Source organism: Luteibacter sp. 1214, assembly GCF_031455395.1.
In the GTDB taxonomy this organism is placed as follows: Bacteria; Pseudomonadota; Gammaproteobacteria; order Xanthomonadales; family Rhodanobacteraceae; genus Luteibacter; species Luteibacter mycovicinus.
In genome coordinates this window covers 868,695-884,116 of sequence record NZ_JAVDSQ010000001.1, presented here as the reverse complement: position 1 = coordinate 884,116, position 15,422 = coordinate 868,695, and the positions used below count along the sequence as shown (strand labels likewise).

11 protein-coding genes are annotated in these 15,422 nt (G+C 64.9%); 5 read left to right on the top strand and 6 right to left on the bottom strand.

Going from position 1 to position 15,422, the window contains the following annotated elements:
* Positions 1 to 49 precede the first annotated feature (49 nt).
* Together J2X57_RS03630 and J2X57_RS03625 are read right to left on the bottom strand one after the other, a co-directional pair.
* Positions 50 to 790: a hypothetical protein gene (locus J2X57_RS03630; protein ID WP_309863868.1), complete on the bottom strand. Its 741-nt coding sequence runs from the start codon at positions 788 to 790 to the stop codon at positions 50 to 52.
* Positions 787 to 1,806, bottom strand: coding sequence for a hypothetical protein (locus J2X57_RS03625; RefSeq protein ID WP_309863865.1), 1,020 nt, complete (start codon positions 1,804 to 1,806; stop codon positions 787 to 789). Before J2X57_RS03625 ends, J2X57_RS03630 begins: the two co-directional genes overlap by 4 nt.
* A gap of 201 nt (positions 1,807 to 2,007) precedes the next feature.
* Here J2X57_RS03625 and J2X57_RS03620 point away from each other — a divergent pair, with 201 nt between their 5' ends.
* Together J2X57_RS03620 and J2X57_RS03615 are read left to right on the top strand one after the other, a co-directional pair.
* The gene (locus tag J2X57_RS03620) at positions 2,008 to 4,566 is read left to right on the top strand and encodes a type IV secretory system conjugative DNA transfer family protein (protein ID WP_309863862.1); all 2,559 of its coding nucleotides are present in this window, start codon (positions 2,008 to 2,010) and stop codon (positions 4,564 to 4,566) included.
* Entirely contained in the window at positions 4,563 to 5,861 is a 1,299-nt protein-coding gene (locus J2X57_RS03615) for a hypothetical protein (RefSeq protein ID WP_308846954.1), read from the top strand. Before J2X57_RS03620 ends, J2X57_RS03615 begins: the two co-directional genes overlap by 4 nt.
* Before the next feature lie 71 nt (positions 5,862 to 5,932).
* Here the strand turns inward: J2X57_RS03615 and hutI are convergent, their stop codons facing one another.
* The 3 genes from hutI to J2X57_RS03600 form a co-directional block, all read right to left on the bottom strand.
* Positions 5,933 to 7,168, bottom strand: a complete 1,236-nt coding sequence (hutI, locus tag J2X57_RS03610; protein ID WP_309863857.1) for an imidazolonepropionase — start codon at positions 7,166 to 7,168, stop codon at positions 5,933 to 5,935.
* Positions 7,165 to 8,517 carry a chloride channel protein gene (locus J2X57_RS03605; protein WP_090352548.1) on the bottom strand — a complete coding sequence of 451 codons (1,353 nt, stop codon included), beginning with the start codon at positions 8,515 to 8,517 and terminating at the stop codon, positions 7,165 to 7,167. Before J2X57_RS03605 ends, hutI begins: the two co-directional genes overlap by 4 nt.
* Positions 8,518 to 8,582: 65 nt before the next feature.
* Entirely contained in the window at positions 8,583 to 10,154 is a 1,572-nt protein-coding gene (locus J2X57_RS03600; protein WP_036114014.1) for a bifunctional GNAT family N-acetyltransferase/carbon-nitrogen hydrolase family protein, read from the bottom strand.
* Positions 10,155 to 10,275: 121 nt separating this feature from the next.
* Between J2X57_RS03600 and J2X57_RS03595 the strand changes: the two genes are divergently transcribed.
* A complete protein-coding gene (locus J2X57_RS03595) occupies positions 10,276 to 11,634 on the top strand; it encodes a formimidoylglutamate deiminase (RefSeq protein ID WP_309863854.1) in 1,359 nt (452 codons plus the stop codon).
* Here the strand turns inward: J2X57_RS03595 and J2X57_RS03590 are convergent.
* Positions 11,598 to 12,026: a hypothetical protein gene (locus tag J2X57_RS03590; protein ID WP_043693419.1), complete on the bottom strand. Its 429-nt coding sequence runs from the start codon at positions 12,024 to 12,026 to the stop codon at positions 11,598 to 11,600. The genes J2X57_RS03595 and J2X57_RS03590 overlap by 37 nt on opposite strands.
* 334 nt (positions 12,027 to 12,360) lie before the next feature.
* Between J2X57_RS03590 and asnB the strand changes: the two genes are divergently transcribed.
* Together asnB and prfB are read left to right on the top strand one after the other, a co-directional pair.
* Positions 12,361 to 14,031 carry an asparagine synthase B gene (gene asnB, locus J2X57_RS03585; protein ID WP_309863849.1) on the top strand — a complete coding sequence of 557 codons (1,671 nt, stop codon included), beginning with the start codon at positions 12,361 to 12,363 and terminating at the stop codon, positions 14,029 to 14,031.
* Positions 14,032 to 14,214: 183 nt separating this feature from the next.
* A protein-coding gene (gene prfB, locus J2X57_RS03580) for a peptide chain release factor 2 (protein WP_139382718.1) occupies positions 14,215 to 15,340 on the top strand; the annotation gives its coding sequence in 2 pieces (ribosomal slippage) (positions 14,215 to 14,289 and positions 14,291 to 15,340; 1,125 coding nt in all).
* Positions 15,341 to 15,422: the final 82 nt, after the last annotated feature.

Here is a 15,422-nt window from a genome sequence, read left to right as displayed (position 1 = left end):
ACGAAAAGCCCCGCTTCGGCGGGGTTTCTCGTTTCCGGGGCTTTGACCCCTATAACTCGACGAGGTCCGTAAAGTCGACGTTGCCGCCCGCCGATGCGGCGATCACGTTTTGCTGGACCACGCCCGGAAACAGGTTCTGGGCGACGCCGGCGTGGTTTTCCCTGTTGAACAGATAGGGCAGGTGCGACCACACGCGATACCCGAGCGCCTTGATCGCTTCCACTTCGCCGGCTGCCTTTTCGCTTCCGGAAAGCCGGGCGTAAATCAGGGGCCGATACGTCTTCAGCGTTTCGACACCGCCCGCGATGAGGTCGATCAAAGCATCCGTTTCGTTGATCTTGAGCAACTGCAGCGACGCCAGCCGGAGACTGTCGAGTGTCACGCCGCGAACGCTCTCGTCCGGGCGACCGTCGCCACGGAGTATGTGCTGGCCACGTGAGCCTCCCAGCCACACCGCATGGGCAAACACGTTATCCAGACCGTTGAGCGCGATGGTCGCGCACGATTGCTGGAACCGGATGCGTCGTGGCTCGACCATATGCACCTGACCCCCGGGGCCCACGGCCCGCGACATCCAGAGCGCGTGCGCGGCGTACTCCGCACCGAACTCGAGCACGACGTGCCGCTCATCGACGAGGGCGCTGAGCAGGTCCGATGTCTGTTCGGTCCATTCGCCGTAGGTTTTCAGCGATCGGGCGATCATGTTGTCCGTGGGCACAGCCGCGGCGATGCCGTAGCGGGTGGACCAGAAAGGCGTGGAGGGATCCTGCGGAGACGTCGTAACGGTCATGAAGAAGGCTCGCCGGGCAATGACGGGATGGATTCGCGGATGCTTTCGTAGAACGCGGTGATCTCCTGCCGGCACGCCGCAGCCTGATCGGTGAGGGACGGCTCCTGTTCCGCGAGGAAAGCATGCAGCAGCGCCAGGGAGCACACGTCCCGCGCATCGATGCCCGATAGCAGGCGCGCGCGTGCGAGCGCCGTCCGCGCGATGAGTAACGAGATGGATGGATCGGGCTGTCCGGACCCGGACGCGGTCATGGCGCGGCACAACCGTTCGACCTCCGCCAGGCGCGCCTTGAGGGCATCACCGCGTACCCAGGACGCCCAGGCGAGGTGGACATCGATCAGGGCATGGATGCCAGCTCGATCGCGAGGTTCGTTCTCGCCCGAGTACCGCGCGACGAGCTCACGTACGGCGAAGAGACGCCTCGCGCCGGTCAGGCATTCGACGTCGCCGAGTGCGCTGCGTATGGCGAACGAGATGGCGATGTCAGGCGACGGCAGCGGCAACAGGTCGACCGATTCCGGCACCATGTACAGCAGCGGCGTTTCGAAAGGGGATGTGCGGTAGACCCACGTCGGATGCGAGGGAATGCCCTGTGCGTCGGTCCTGCGCACGATGGGGCTGTCGCTGAAATGCGCGGCGATGGACAGCGGTTGCGACAGTGGACGGAGGCGTCGCTTGCGTCGCCATCGTCGGATCGCGATCGCGGCGACGCCGGAACCGAACGTGGCAAGGCATGAGACGGTCCACGAAGCGGGAGCGTCGGTTCGCCCGCTTGTCTCTGCTGAGGGACGCGAGGCCGGTGCGCCCGGTGCCGGTGTGCGGGTGGCGTCGACAGGTCGTCTCGCGTTTTCCGGCGTCTCCATCGCATCGAGCATGCGCGAGACGTCGCGCATCTGGCGTGCGCGCCGCGCGCGCAGCTCATCGCGGTCGTCGGTTTCCGTGCAGGCCACGAGCATGCAGGCGAGCAGGGAAAGCACGCCCGGCGAAAGGCGGGGAAGTGTGGGAAAGAGCAGCATCGCGAATTCGACATCCGTGGTCGCCGACGCCCGGATGGGCGAGGGGACTGCGATCTTAGGTGGCGATGCCGGTCGAAATCGATGGAATTATTCTGAGTTTTGGGTCGGATTTGCGGCGCGCTGGTCGTGCCTTGACAAGAAGAGTCGACGAAGCGATGGTGCACGCGCGACTCGGGACGAGTCGGCAAGGATGAAGTGACGATGCGTTGGAAAACCGTGGGATGGGTCGCCCTGTCGGCCTTATTGGTTGTCGTGTGGTTGGTTGGTCTTCGCTTGTCGGGCGCGGTGTTGCTTGCCTGGTTCGGTCTGAGGGAGCGCGTTGCACTCAGCGGCGATACGTACGGACAGTACTGGACTGCGCGCATGCTTCCTGACGTCGCGCCTTACGTCTGGCGGATATGGCTGTCCGGTGCCGCGGGTTTTTTGCCGCCGCTCGTGGCATGGGGAACGGCTCTTTGGCTTTACGTTCGGTGGCTGGCGGCGCGTCGTGTGGCATTTCCCACGCGTTTCGCGACGCGCTCCGAGCTGCGTGACGCGGGTATGCTCGATGCCCATCACGGTGTGGCTGTCGGTATGCGAGGCGGTCGGGCACTTCGCTGGGCAGGGCCAGGGCATCTCGCGTTGTGCGTTCCGGACGAAGCCCGGGCGGAAGCTCAGTTGGTGTCATCTCTGCTGGATACGCCCGGCAGCGTTGTTGTCCTGGATTGCGAGAGCCGCTTGTGGCGCGCGACCTCAGGCTATCGAGCGACACTGGGGACCGTTAGGCTCATCCGTCCATTCGCGTCCGACGGCATCTCGACTCACTGGAACCCATTGGGCCGCCTTTCCCCGGAAGCTGATCGGCGCCGCGAGGAGCTGTCGGCGATCGCCAGCATGCTGTACGACGAGCGCAGCTATGGCGCAAGGCTGATGCGTGAAGCGAAGGATGCCTTCACCGCTTTCGCCGGATACGTTTACGATGACGCGGCGGCCCGACGAGCTCTTGGCGGATCGGAGAGCGATGCATCGGCTACGTTCAGGATGATCCATCAGGTCGTGTCCCGGGCACGTGCCGACGGCAAGTCGGCGATAAAGAAAATGCTCGGCAAGGGTTTCGTCGCCGGCGACACCCGTGCTGGGCTTGATTCGTTGCTTCGCCTGCCGAACCGCGTGCTCAGGGAGCGCCTTGCGTCGGTCGAGGTTCCACTGCCGGCCTTTAGTACGGCATTCGCGGGCAGTGTCATGTCCGGCCCGGATACCTGCGCAGCGATACAGCATGGGGCTGCCGTCTCGATTTACCTGTCGGTTGGCGACGATCTGTCCCCGGACCAGCGCCGGGTGGCTGCGATTCTGCTCTGGGACCTGATCCGACTGGGACTCGGGCGCCGCTCCGGCGCCGCGGAGTTCACCTGTCTGATCAATGGCATCGAGCGGGTTGGACTGGTCGAGAATCTGTCTCGTGTCCTTCATGAAACGGCTCAGGACGGACCACGGTTTGTACTTCGTACCGCTCAGCCCGCCCGTTGGCGCGAGGTCTATGGTTCCCGTGCCGAGGTCGAGGCGATGAGCGCGATGGCTTGCCGGGTCGTCCAGGCACCGTCACGCCGCGCGGATGAGAACGACTTCATGGATGTGTTGGGCTTCGCTAACGAGGCCGGCCGACAGCGTCCGCTTCACTTCGACCCATCGCGGGCCACTCAATTACGTCGCGATCTTGCCCGGCTAGTGCCGGGCCAGCAGATAGTGGTGGCCGAGAGCCTCGCTGGCCCTGTTATCTGCACCACGCGTTCGCCGCTGCGCGACCGGCATCTCGCCCCACGCCTCCTTCCTCCTGTTACGGTCGATCCCCTGGATCCCGGAGACCCCTGCATGCCCCCACGAACCCTTCGCGCGATTGGCGCCACAGCCGCCCTGGCTCTTGCAGCCACGGCGTGCTCGCAGGACAAGCCGGCATCGTCCGAGCAGGCTGTCGCCGCGCAGGCGAAGAAGGACGGTCGGACGGTCGACCAGGAGCGCTTCCTCCAGGAGGCGGTTGGGAAGCGTGATCCCAATTACAAATGGGAGGGGTACAGCGAGAAGCTGGTGCCGACGAAGCTGGGGCCAAACACTTTCTTGTTTCCGATGAATCTTTATGAGCATCAGACGGGACCGGATTTCCAAGGGTCGGTAGGGCTCACGCTGCGGTGGCCTACGCTCGAGGCATTTCCGGCAGGTGCTGTCCGAGACCGTGCATATGCAGGCGCCTATCTTGACGAGGCAATAAGCGTTCGTCCGAGATATGTGGATAAGGCGCCGATCGAGGACGTCGTAAGAACCTCTATTTCGCCGCACCCATGGAACCAACCGGACGACCCGATTTATCACCTCTCGCTTCGGACTAAGGGAGGGGCTGTCGATGGTCTTGTGCCGTATTACATCGATATGACGAAACTGAAGGCATACCTCTCGAGAAGAGGCGCGCCTGTTGATGATGAAAACCTCACAGGACTAGGCAAAGATTGGTTTGTTTCATACTCCGCGGGTGGTAAGCCGCTTACATTCATATCTTGCAGCCCGCGAGAAATTCGTGGCGCAAATTTAGTCAACGAACGGTTAGAGGATACTGCGGCGGGTATCGATCGCGGTACGTGTAATCAGGAGTTCGTGATTGAAGAGTTCCAGATTGCGGTGGATGTCACCTATCTTCGCGCTTACATGAAGGACTGGAAACGTATCGAGACGAGGATCAGGTCGCTATTCGACCAAGCCCTGCAAAGTGCGGCAAACGGAGCCGGACGATGAATGGCCTTAACAACAAGGATATGGAGATTCTTCAGGCCTATGCTGAGGCGGGGAATCGTGAGCGCTACTGGAACTATCTCGCCAATCATGCGGGCGCAGACGGTTACGGCCTTCTCGCGCTGGGTGTTGTAAGGAACGACAACATGCCAGGCGCTGTCGCAAACAGCTACGCGCAGTCGTATGCGAAAGACCACGACCATCTGGTTCTCGACGAACGCGGCTGGGAGGCTTTTGGCAGGGATCTTGTCCGTAACGATTTCCAGCGACGCGCTCTTCACATGGCCCAGAATGAGCCGCAGTTGGCATTGAATCTTCCGGTAGCGGACATTCAAGATGCCCATGCTCAGTCATTCGGGAAGGCGTCGATCGGGGCTGATGCCTGGACACCGAATATACTTCTCAACGCGGCGCGCGCTGGCGGAGGTGAGCCAGCTGTAGAGAAGGTCTGGCACACCATGCTCGATAGCCGTTTCATCGGTGTACCTCGCCTCGGCGATACCACTTATGGTGTCCTTGGAAAATACGGGGATTACGTCGCCGATAAAGGTGAATACATGGGTGCTCTCATCCGAGCGGAGCGCACGGCGGCATTTTCCTCCTCGTATGTCGATCCTAATCACATCAATCGTGACATCAACCACTACGAATACGACGCTCGCTCAAAAGGCTGGACGTCCTATGTCAATACCGATGTTGCGGAGTTCGGCTTTCGCAGCCCTTCTGAGCGCGTCACCGATCCGGCCTTGATTCGAGACCTCAATGATGCGCGTGAGGTTCGACTTGAGCGTCAGCACATGGCGGCAAAGGTACACCCGGATGACCCGTATCGCGAAATTGCGCAGAGCCCGCATACGGTTGCCGACACGACCGCTCCAAAGTCGCCGTCGGTTGACTCGACCGTCCTTGCGCGCTTTGTGGATCCGGCCCTTTACGATGACCTCCGAGCGAGGCTGCCGGAGGGTACCTCGCCGGATCGACTTGCCCAGGTGACGCTTGCCGCGCGGCAGGCCGACATACGGGGCGGCGACATTCAGGGTGTTTCGTTGCAGAACACTTCGACGTTGCTTGTGCACGGACGTCACCCGGGTGACCGTGCTGTTGTCGATATCGCTACGCCGCCGCCCACCGTCGAGCAGACGGTCGCGCATGCCAATGCTTATGCAGGGCAGCAAACGCAGCAGTGGGCCCAGTTTCATTCCGAGCAGCAAGAGATCGAAGCGCAGGCCCAACAGCAGGCACAGACTCAGACACAGTCGCAGTCTGGTCCGGCTATGTCTGGACCTCGAATGGGCTGAAGCTCGCCCACGTCCGTCATCACGTCATTACGCTCGAACTCCCGGCTAACAGAGATCTGTGCATGAATCGTTCAGCCAGCGGCGTGCTCCCCACCGATCCAGCTCGCACGCAGCAGGTCACCGCCAATCCAGTAACAAAGCTCCGGCAAATGCCGCACGCTCCACGCCGCCAGATCGGCACGCTTGCCAACCTCCAGCGTGCCACGGTCGACCAGCCCGAGCGCACGCGCGCTGTTAACCGTGGCCCCGCGAAGCGCTTCTTCCGGCGTCAGGCGGAACAGCGTGCAGGCCATGCTCATCGCCAGGCGTAGCGAAAGCAGGGGCGAGGTGCCGGGGTTCAGATCGGTGGCGACCGCCATGGCCACGCCGTGTTCGCGGAAGCGATCGATGGGCGGCGGCCGCGTGTCGCGCAGCGCGTAGTACGCGCCCGGAAGCAGCACCGCGACCGTGCCGGCCGTCGCCATCGCCCGGACGCCTTCCTCGCTGGTCCATTCGAGATGGTCGGCGGACAGGCCTCCGTACTTTGCGACGAGTGCCGCGCCGCCGAGGTCGGAGAGCTGTTCGGCGTGCAGCTTCACCGGCAGGCCGAGTGCGGTCGCTTTCGCGAACAGCCGGTCCGTCTCCGCATGCGTAAAGCCGATGCCTTCGCAGAAGGCGTCCACTGCGTCGACCAGACCTTCGTCCGCGAGCGATGGCAGCATGGTGTCGCAGACCAGCGTGACGTACTCGTCGCGCCGTCCGGCATATTCAGGAGGCAGGGCATGCATGCCGAGAAACGTGGTGCGTACATCGACGCCCAGCGTTTCCCCGATGCGTCGTGCGACGCGCAGCATGCGCCGCTCGGCATCCGGCTCCAGCCCGTAACCCGATTTGATCTCGAGCGTGGTGACGCCATCCGCGAGCAGGGCCCGCGCACGGGGCAGCGACTGGCGCAGCAGTTCGTCCTCGCTGGCTGCCCGCGTGGCGCGCACGCTGGATACGATGCCGCCACCGGCGCGGGCGATTTCCTCGTACGTGGCGCCTTCCAGTCTTTGCTCGAACTCCTGCGCGCGATCGCCGCCAAAGACCAGATGCGTGTGGCAGTCGACCAGACCTGGGGTGATCCAGCAACCCGGCAGCGACTCGACACGATGGGCGAGCGCGTGCGGATCGCCGGGCAGCTCGGCGCGAGGTCCGACAAAGACAATCACGCCGTCGCGCCAGCCGATGGCGCCTTGCTCGATCGCACCGTAAGCCTTGCCGTTGTCGGTCAGTGTGGCCAGCCCGACATCGAGGAGGAGGTGGTCCCAGCGGTTATCGGCGGTCATGGCGAGGGGCTCGGCTCGGGAGTGGGAGGCGTTTCGCGACGCGCGCGTTCGGCCTCGTACTGCACGATCAGTACGTCGGCCAGAGCCTTGTACACCGGAACGCGGCAGACCAGAGCCGACGCGCCGCGCGCGAGCAGGCAGGCGGCCATGATCGGCAGGGCCATCATGTGGTTGGCCGTCAGTTCCAGCGAGATCACCGTGGCGGTGAGTGGTGCCTGGGTGACGCCGGACAGATACGCCGCCATGCCCAGCAGCACCACGGCGGAGGTGTCCGCGCCGGGCAGCAGCTGAGCGATGTTGCCACCGAAGCCCGCGCCCACCGCCAGTGCGGGCGAGAAAATGCCACCGGGAATGCCTGCCCACGCCGACGCGATGTTGCCCAGAAACTTGAGTACGCCGAACAGCGGGCCGGTGTCGCTATGCCCCTGCAGGATGTCCTGTGCCTGCGCATAACCGGTGCCATACAGACCGTTGGCGCTGAGCAGGCTGAGCAGCACCAGGGCCAGACCGCAGGCCGCGGCGAAGACGATCGGCTGACGCGCGCGCAGACGGCCCATCGCACCGCGCAGTCCCAGCGTGGACGGAATGATCAGCCGGGCGAACAGGCCACCGGCCAGACCGCCGACGAGGCCGGTGAGCAGCACGGCGATCCACGCGCGACCGAGGGGCAGGGTGGCCGTGATGTCGCCGAAGTAGGCGTAGTTGCCGACGATGCCCAGGGAGACCACGCCGGCGACGAAGACGGCGGTGAGCAGCGTGCCGCTCATGCGGTGCTCGAAAGTGCCGGACATTTCCTCGATGGCGAACACGATGCCCGCCAGCGGGGTATTGAACGCCGCCGCCAGACCGGCCGCCGAACCGGCAAGAATGAAACGGCCCGCCGCGGCAGGGTCGTCGAAGCCGAAGCGCCGGCCCATCGAATACAGCAGCCCCGCACCGACGTGCACGGTGGGGCCTTCGCGGCCGACCGAGGCGCCGCCGAGCAGCGCGGCAAGGGTCAGAGCCATCTTGCCGAGCGCGACCTTCAGCGCCAGCAGGCGGGAACGAAAACCCTCGTCCTCGACCTTCAGTGCCGCGATGGCCTGCGGAATACCCGAGCCCCGCGTCGCTTTCAGCGCCCCCTGTGTCAGCCAGCAGAGCAGCGCGAACATCGGCGGGGTGATGAACAACGGTACCCACCAGCCATGCGACGCCACGCTGTGAAACAGCTCGAAGGCGTAATCCGCGGCCTTGGCGAAGAAGACGGCGGACAGGCCGACGACGATGGCGCCCGTCCAGAACAGGATGCGTCGACGCCACTGCCTGGGCGACAACCATTCGTGTCGGCGCAACTCACGCAGGCGGGCCATGCGCGATGGATGCCCCGGTGCGGGTTCGGCGCCCGGCGTCGGGTCGATGTCGGGAGGGAGTTTGTTCATTTGCCCTCCAGATGTCGTGCCCAGCGTACCTGGTAGAGGTCGAAACGACGGTCCTTAAGGTTCTGCACGGCACCGGCATTGCGTGCGCGCGCAATGCTTTCCAGCCGCAGATCGGCGAACAGCACCGTCTCGATATTCGGGGTGGAATCCGCGGCGATACCGTCGCGCGCGAACGGGAAATCGCTGGGGGTCAGAATGCAGCTCTGGCCGTACTGGATATCGAAGTTGTTCACGCCGGGCAGGTTGCCCACGTTGCCCGAAAGCACCACGTAGCACTGGTTCTCGATGGCGCGTGCCTGCGAGCAGTAACGCACGCGCAGGTAGCCCTCGCGCACGTCGGTGCAGAACGGGACGAACAGGATCAGCGCACCCTGGTCGGTGAGGTGACGGGCCACCTCGGGGAACTCGGAGTCGTAGCAGATCATCACGCCGATCGGACCGCAGTCGGTCTGGATGGTCGCCGCGCTGTCGCCGCCGGTGATGTTCCAGACGTTTTTCTCGCTGGGCGTCGGATGCAGCTTCTCGCGCTCGTGGATCGAGCCGTCGCGCAGGCAGACGTAGCAGACATTGTGGATGTCGCCATTGGGCTGCCGGGTTGGGTGCGAGCCACCGATGATGTTGATGTTGTAGTGCACGGCCAGGCGATGGAAGAGCGCCTTGACCTCGTCGGTGTACTCGGAGAGCCGGCGGATCGAATCCACCGGGGACAGCTCGGCGTTTTCGATCGACAACAGCTGCAGCGTGATCAGCTCGGGGAAGACGACGAAGTCGGCGTCGTAATCGGCGGCGATGTCGACGAAGTATTCCACCTGGGTGGCGAACTCAGCGAACGATGCGATGCGCCGCTGCTGGTATTGCACCGAGGCAACGCGCACCGAGTCGGGCAGTCGATGCGACTGCGACACCTTCGGCGTGTCCGGGTGGTTGAGCAACTGCGGGTTGCGCCAGACCAGATGCGCCGCATAGCCGAGCGATTCGTGGTCGGACGGCACGTACTCGCGCAGCAGCCCGATGACCTCGAAGCCGTTACGCAACTGAAAGCTCAGCGTCGCGTCGCGGCGGCTGCCGTCGACGATGGCCTGGACGTAAGCCTCGGCGCTGCCATAGCGGCCGATGGCTTTGGAGAGGCCCGGCAGGCGACCGCCGAATACGATGCCGCGCAGCTTGAGCTCGGTGCACAGACGTTTGCGGGCCATGTACAGCCGCTGGCCGATGCGCATGCCGCGGTAGTCGGGGTGCACCACGACTTCCATGCCGTAGAGCCAGTCGCCTTTGGGATCGTGGCGCGAGGCGAAACCGCCGCCGGTGATCTGCATCCACGTATGCGGCGCCAGGGCCAGCGCCTCGTTGATCCGGAAGGTGGCGCAGAAACCCACGATCTTCCCCTCGTACTCGACCACGAACTGGCCTTCGGGGAAGTGGGTCTGCTGGCCTTGCAGCATCTCGGCGGAATGACCCCACTCGGCCGTGTAGACACGGGCGGTGAGGGCGACGAGTTCGGGCACGTCGGCGAGGCGTGCAAGCCGAAGCGTGAGCTTCGGCGCCTGAGCGGAGTTGATCTCGGTCATCCCCCCATTATGCGCCTGCGCGGTGAAATCGCCGACAGATCCGCGATAGCCTGCCGTCCCCATGCAGGAGCGGGCCCCGCCCGCGATACCATGTCGAGATACCCCCCAAGGACATCTCCCCATGTCACATCAGAAGCTCGCCGCCGACTATCTCTGGCACGACCGCGGATGGCGCTCGGGGGAGGGTGGTATCGCGGTGGCCGCCGGTCGCTTCGCCGATGCCTCACCGGCCCGGGAAGAGCGGATCGGCCGCTTCGTGCTGCCGGGCATGCCCAACCTCCACTCGCATGCGTTCCAGCGCGCCATGGCCGGCATGGCCGAGCGTCGCGGTCCGGGCGAGGACAGTTTCTGGACCTGGCGCGAGACGATGTACGCCTTCGCGGAGGCGATCGACCCCGACGACATGAAGGCCATCGCGACCCAGCTCTACATCGAGATGGTCAAGGCCGGCTACACCCAGGTCTGCGAGTTCCATTACCTGCACCACGGTCCCCGGGGCGTGCCCTACGCCGATCCGGCCGCGATGTCGCTGGCGCTGATCGAGGCGGCCGGGGAAGCCGGGATCGGCCTCACGCTGCTCCCCGTCCTGTACATGACGGGCGGATTCGACGGCCGGGCACTGAACGAGCGCCAGCAGCGGTTCCGCAACGACGTGGGCCAGTATGTCGCGTTGCTGGAGCGCCTGGCGCCTCTGCAGAACGACATGCTGCGTCTGGGTGTGGCCCTTCATTCGCTGCGCGCCGTTCCCGAGGAGGCGATGCGTGCGCTGCTCGCCACGGGCGTCTGCCGTGACCTGCCGATCCACATTCATATCGCCGAGCAGATCGGCGAAGTGCAGGATTGCCTCGCCGCGCGTGGCGCGCGTCCGGTGGAATGGTTGCTCGACCACGCGGACGTCGACGCGCGCTGGACGCTGGTCCATGCCACCCACCTGACGCCGCACGAAACCGACCGGCTCGCGAAGACCGGTGCCGTCGCCGGGCTATGTCCGACGACGGAAGCGAACCTGGGGGACGGCCTGTTCCCGCTGGCGGCCTATATCGACGCGGGCGGCAAGCTCGGTATCGGCTCCGATTCGCACATTTCGGTGTCGCCGGTGGAGGAGTTGCGCTGGCTCGAATACGGCCAGCGCCTGCTGACCCGGCATCGCAATGTGGCGGCGCGTCGGCCGGAAGAAAGCGTGGGTACGGTCCTGTGGCAGCGCGCGCTGGACGGCGGCGCGCAGTCGGCCGGCGTCAACGTGGCACGTCTTGCGCCCGGCTCACGGGCGGACATGCTCGTCCTCGACGATCGCTCGCCGTTGCTGGCGGCGCGCGGCGAAGCGGACGTGATCGACAGCTTCCTGTTCGCCGGCAACACGCCGCTGGTGCGTGACGTGATGGTGGGCGGCACGTGGCGTGTGCGCGACTTCGCGCACGCCGCCGAAACGCGTGCCGCCGAGGCTTATCGCGGTGTGGTCGAAAGGTTGGTCGCCGCCTGAGCCGCCGGGCCCGACGGGCATTTCGACTTGCCGTAGAGGCCTTCCGCGGCGGGCTCGTTCCTGGCCAGCGCATCGGGCGACGCGTAGATAGATACGGCGAGGTCGCACCGGTTGTCGCGCAGCGTGAAGCGCACGGTGTCGATGCGGGTCGGCGGCTCATCGTCGAGCCTGCAGGCAGTGTTCTTTGCAAGACGGATCGTGAGCGTGTTGTCCTTCGCGTCGACGACATCGAAGTGCGCGTTCTGGCAGCCGTGCCAGGTGAGCGAGTCCTTGCCGACGGTGAGGATGCGCAGACCGGTGAAGGCGTTGCTGTAAGGATCCCAGTCGCCGGCGATCCATGCCGGCGCGGTCTGGGCCGTGGAGAGAAGAGCGAGCGCGAGGAGGGGAGTCATGGGATGCCTCGGTTCCGGAAGTCGTGTAGGAGCGAGCCCCGCTCGCGATGCTTTTTTTGCGGAGTGCCGCCCCCGCAACGTGACATCGCGCACAGGGTGCGCTCCTACAGAGTAGCAATCGCGGGGGAGGGTGTTGCATTGCAGCGATCTTCATGCTCTATTCGACTCATGACCCGCCTCGCCGCCAATAACGCCAATACCAATAATGCCCGTAACCTCGGGAGGGTCGGCGTGTAGGCGGTTGCGAGACAAACCACCAGACACCAAAGGCCCGCCCTCACCAGGCGGGCCTTTTTCTTTGCGCGTTTCCCCATTGATAGCCAGGAGCAAGACCATGTGTTCGATCTTCGGGATGTTCGGCCTCGTGGCCGGTGATGACCTGGTCGCGTTGCGCCGTGAGGCGATGTCCCTTTCGCAGCGTCAGCGCCATCGCGGGCCGGACTGGAGCGGTGTTTACGTCGACGACGGCGCGATCCTCGTTCACGAACGCCTCGCCATCGTCGACCCCGCCAGTGGCGCCCAGCCGCTGCGTTCCCCAGAAGGCGACCTGGCCCTGGCCGTCAACGGCGAGATCTACAACCACCGTGAGATTCGCGCCGCCAGCAGCTATCCGTTCACCACGGGCTCCGACTGCGAGGTGATCAACGCGCTGTACCGCGAGCACGGGGCGGACTTCCTCGGTCAGCTCAACGGAATCTTCGCTTTCGCGCTCTGGGACGCGGGCCGCCAGCGTTACATCATCGCCCGCGATCCGGTCGGCGTTTGCCCGCTGTACTGGGGCCACGATCGCGAAGGCCGCCTCTGCGTCGCGTCGGAAATGAAATCGCTGGTCGGTGTCTGCGCGGACGTGGCGCCGTTCCCGCCGGGCCATGTCTACGACAGCGAGACCGGTGAGGCCGTGCGTTACTGGACGCCTGAGTGGCGCGACTACGATGCGACCGTCGGCAAGACCATCGACCCGAAACATCTCCGTACCGCGTTCGAAGCCGCCGTGCATCGCCAGATGATGACGGATGTGCCGTATGGCGTGCTCCTGTCGGGCGGCCTGGATTCGTCGCTGGTCGCCGCGGTCGCCGCGGGGTATGCGCGCCGCCGTATCGAAGAAGACGACCGTGGCGAAGCCTGGTGGCCGCGCCTTCATTCATTCGCCATCGGCCTCGAAGGGTCGCCCGACCTGAAAGCCGCCGAGATCGCCGCCGAGGCGCTGGGTACCGTCCATCACGGCTTCCGCTACACCTTCGAGGAAGGCCTCGACGCGCTGCCCGAAGTCATCCGCCACATCGAGACCTACGACGTCACCACCATCCGCGCCTCCACGCCGATGTTCCTGCTGGCGCGACGGATCAAGGCGATGGGCGTGAAGATGGTGCTCTCGGGCGAGGGGTCCGACGAGGTCTTCGGTGGTTACCTGTATTTCCACAAGGCGCCGTCGGCCCGCGCCTTCCACGAGGAAACCGTGCGCAAGCTGGACGCGCTGCATTATTACGACTGCCTGCGTGCCAACAAGTCGATGTCGGCCTGGGGTGTCGAAGCCCGCGTGCCCTTCCTCGATACGGAATTCCTCGAAACGGCCATGTCGATCGACGCCGAGGCCAAGATGGTCGCCCGTAAGGGTATCGAGAAGGGCCTGCTGCGCGAGGCCTTCGAAGGCGCCTTGCCGGACTCGATCCTCTGGCGCCAGAAGGAGCAGTTCAGCGATGGTGTGGGTTATGGCTGGATCGACGGCCTGAAGGCGCATGCAGAGAAGACGGTTTCCGATCGTGAGTTCGCGGCCGCCGCGGCCCGCTTCCCGGTGAACACCCCGGCGACCAAGGAGGCATTCTTCTACCGTACCGTCTTCGAGACCCATTTCCCGGGAGAGGCCTGTGCGGCCACGGTGCCCGGCGGCAAGTCCATCGCCTGCTCGTCCCCGGCGGCGCTGGCGTGGGACCCGGCCTTCGCGGCCGCCGCCGACCCGTCGGGCCGGGCCGTGCGTGGGGTGCATCAGGAGGCCTTGCCGGCCTGAGGGCAGCCGCTCCTCTGTAGGAGCCCGCCCTGCGGGCGATGGGGCCTTGCCGCAGTCCCATCGCCCGCAGGGCGGGCTCCTACAGGAGCGGCCTCCACCCGCCATGCGGCCAACCCCAGGATTTGTTAAGATCGGTCGCTTTAGTCGGCGCCTTCCGCGCCGCGTCATCAGGCCAGACACACCATGATCGAGACCAATCCGATCCTTGCGCAGATTGCGGACCTCAAGGGCCGCGTCGAGTCGCTTAGGGGGTATCTTTGACTACGCCGTCAAGAAAGAACGCCTAGAAGAAGTCAATCGCGAGCTGGAGAGTCCCACCGTATGGGATGACCCCAAGCGCGCTCAGGAGCTCGGCCGCGAACGCGCCCAGCTCGACGGCATCGTCACCGGCATCGACGAGATGTCCGGCACGCTCGACGACTCCGGTGAACTGCTCGAGATGGCCGCCGCCGATGGCGACGACGCCACCGTTCAGTCCATCGTCGACGACCTGAAAAAGGTCGACGCCCGCGTCGGCAAGCTCGAATTCCAGCGCATGTTCTCCGGCGAGCTCGACTCGGCGGCGGCCTTCGTCGACGTCCAGGCAGGTGCCGGCGGTACCGAGGCCCAGGACTGGGCGGAAATCCTCCTGCGCATGTATCTGCGCTGGGCGGAGTCGCGCGGGTGGAAGACGGAAATGATGGAAGTCAGCGCGGGCGAAGTCGCGGGCATCAAGTCCGCCACGTTCCGCGTCGAAGGCGACTACGCCTACGGCTGGCTCAAGACCGAGATCGGCGTGCACCGCCTGGTCCGCAAGAGCCCGTTCGACTCCGACAACCGCCGGCACACCAGCTTTACCTCGGTGTTCGTCTCGCCGGAAGTCGACGACAACATCGAGATCGACATCAATCCGGCCGACCTGCGTACGGACGTCTACCGTTCGTCCGGCGCCGGCGGTCAGCACGTCAACAAGACCGAATCGGCGGTGCGTATCACCCACGTGCCCACCAACACGGTCGTGGCCTGCCAGACCGAGCGCAGCCAGCATGCCAACCGCGACCGCGCGATGAAGATGCTGAAAGCGAAGCTGTACGAGCTGGAAGTCCAGAAGCGCAATGCCGAGAAGGACGCCCTCGAGGCGACCAAGTCGGACATCGGCTGGGGCAGCCAGATCCGCAACTACGTGCTCGACCAGTCCCGCATCAAGGACCTGCGCACGGGCCTCGAACGCTCCGATACGCAGAAAGTGCTCGACGGCGATCTCGACGAATTCGTCGAGGCCAGCCTGAAGTCCGGCCTCGAAGCCGGTTCCAAGCGCGTCGACGCGTGACAGCGGTAGGAGCGCGCCCTGTGCGCGATTGGAGAGCATCGCGCACAGGGCGCGCTCCTACTTTCATCCATCAAACATGTTG

Coding starts and splice junctions, on each gene's coding strand:
- J2X57_RS03630 (WP_309863868.1), bottom strand. CDS start 790: ATGACCGTTACGACGTCTCCGCAGGATCCCTCCACGCCTTTCTGGTCC.
- J2X57_RS03625 (WP_309863865.1), bottom strand. CDS start 1,806: ATGCTGCTCTTTCCCACACTTCCCCGCCTTTCGCCGGGCGTGCTTTCC.
- J2X57_RS03620 (WP_309863862.1), top strand. CDS start 2,008: ATGCGTTGGAAAACCGTGGGATGGGTCGCCCTGTCGGCCTTATTGGTT.
- J2X57_RS03615 (WP_308846954.1), top strand. CDS start 4,563: ATGAATGGCCTTAACAACAAGGATATGGAGATTCTTCAGGCCTATGCT.
- hutI (WP_309863857.1), bottom strand. CDS start 7,168: ATGACCGCCGATAACCGCTGGGACCACCTCCTCCTCGATGTCGGGCTG.
- J2X57_RS03605 (WP_090352548.1), bottom strand. CDS start 8,517: ATGGCCCGCCTGCGTGAGTTGCGCCGACACGAATGGTTGTCGCCCAGG.
- J2X57_RS03600 (WP_036114014.1), bottom strand. CDS start 10,154: ATGACCGAGATCAACTCCGCTCAGGCGCCGAAGCTCACGCTTCGGCTT.
- J2X57_RS03595 (WP_309863854.1), top strand. CDS start 10,276: ATGTCACATCAGAAGCTCGCCGCCGACTATCTCTGGCACGACCGCGGA.
- J2X57_RS03590 (WP_043693419.1), bottom strand. CDS start 12,026: ATGACTCCCCTCCTCGCGCTCGCTCTTCTCTCCACGGCCCAGACCGCG.
- asnB (WP_309863849.1), top strand. CDS start 12,361: ATGTGTTCGATCTTCGGGATGTTCGGCCTCGTGGCCGGTGATGACCTG.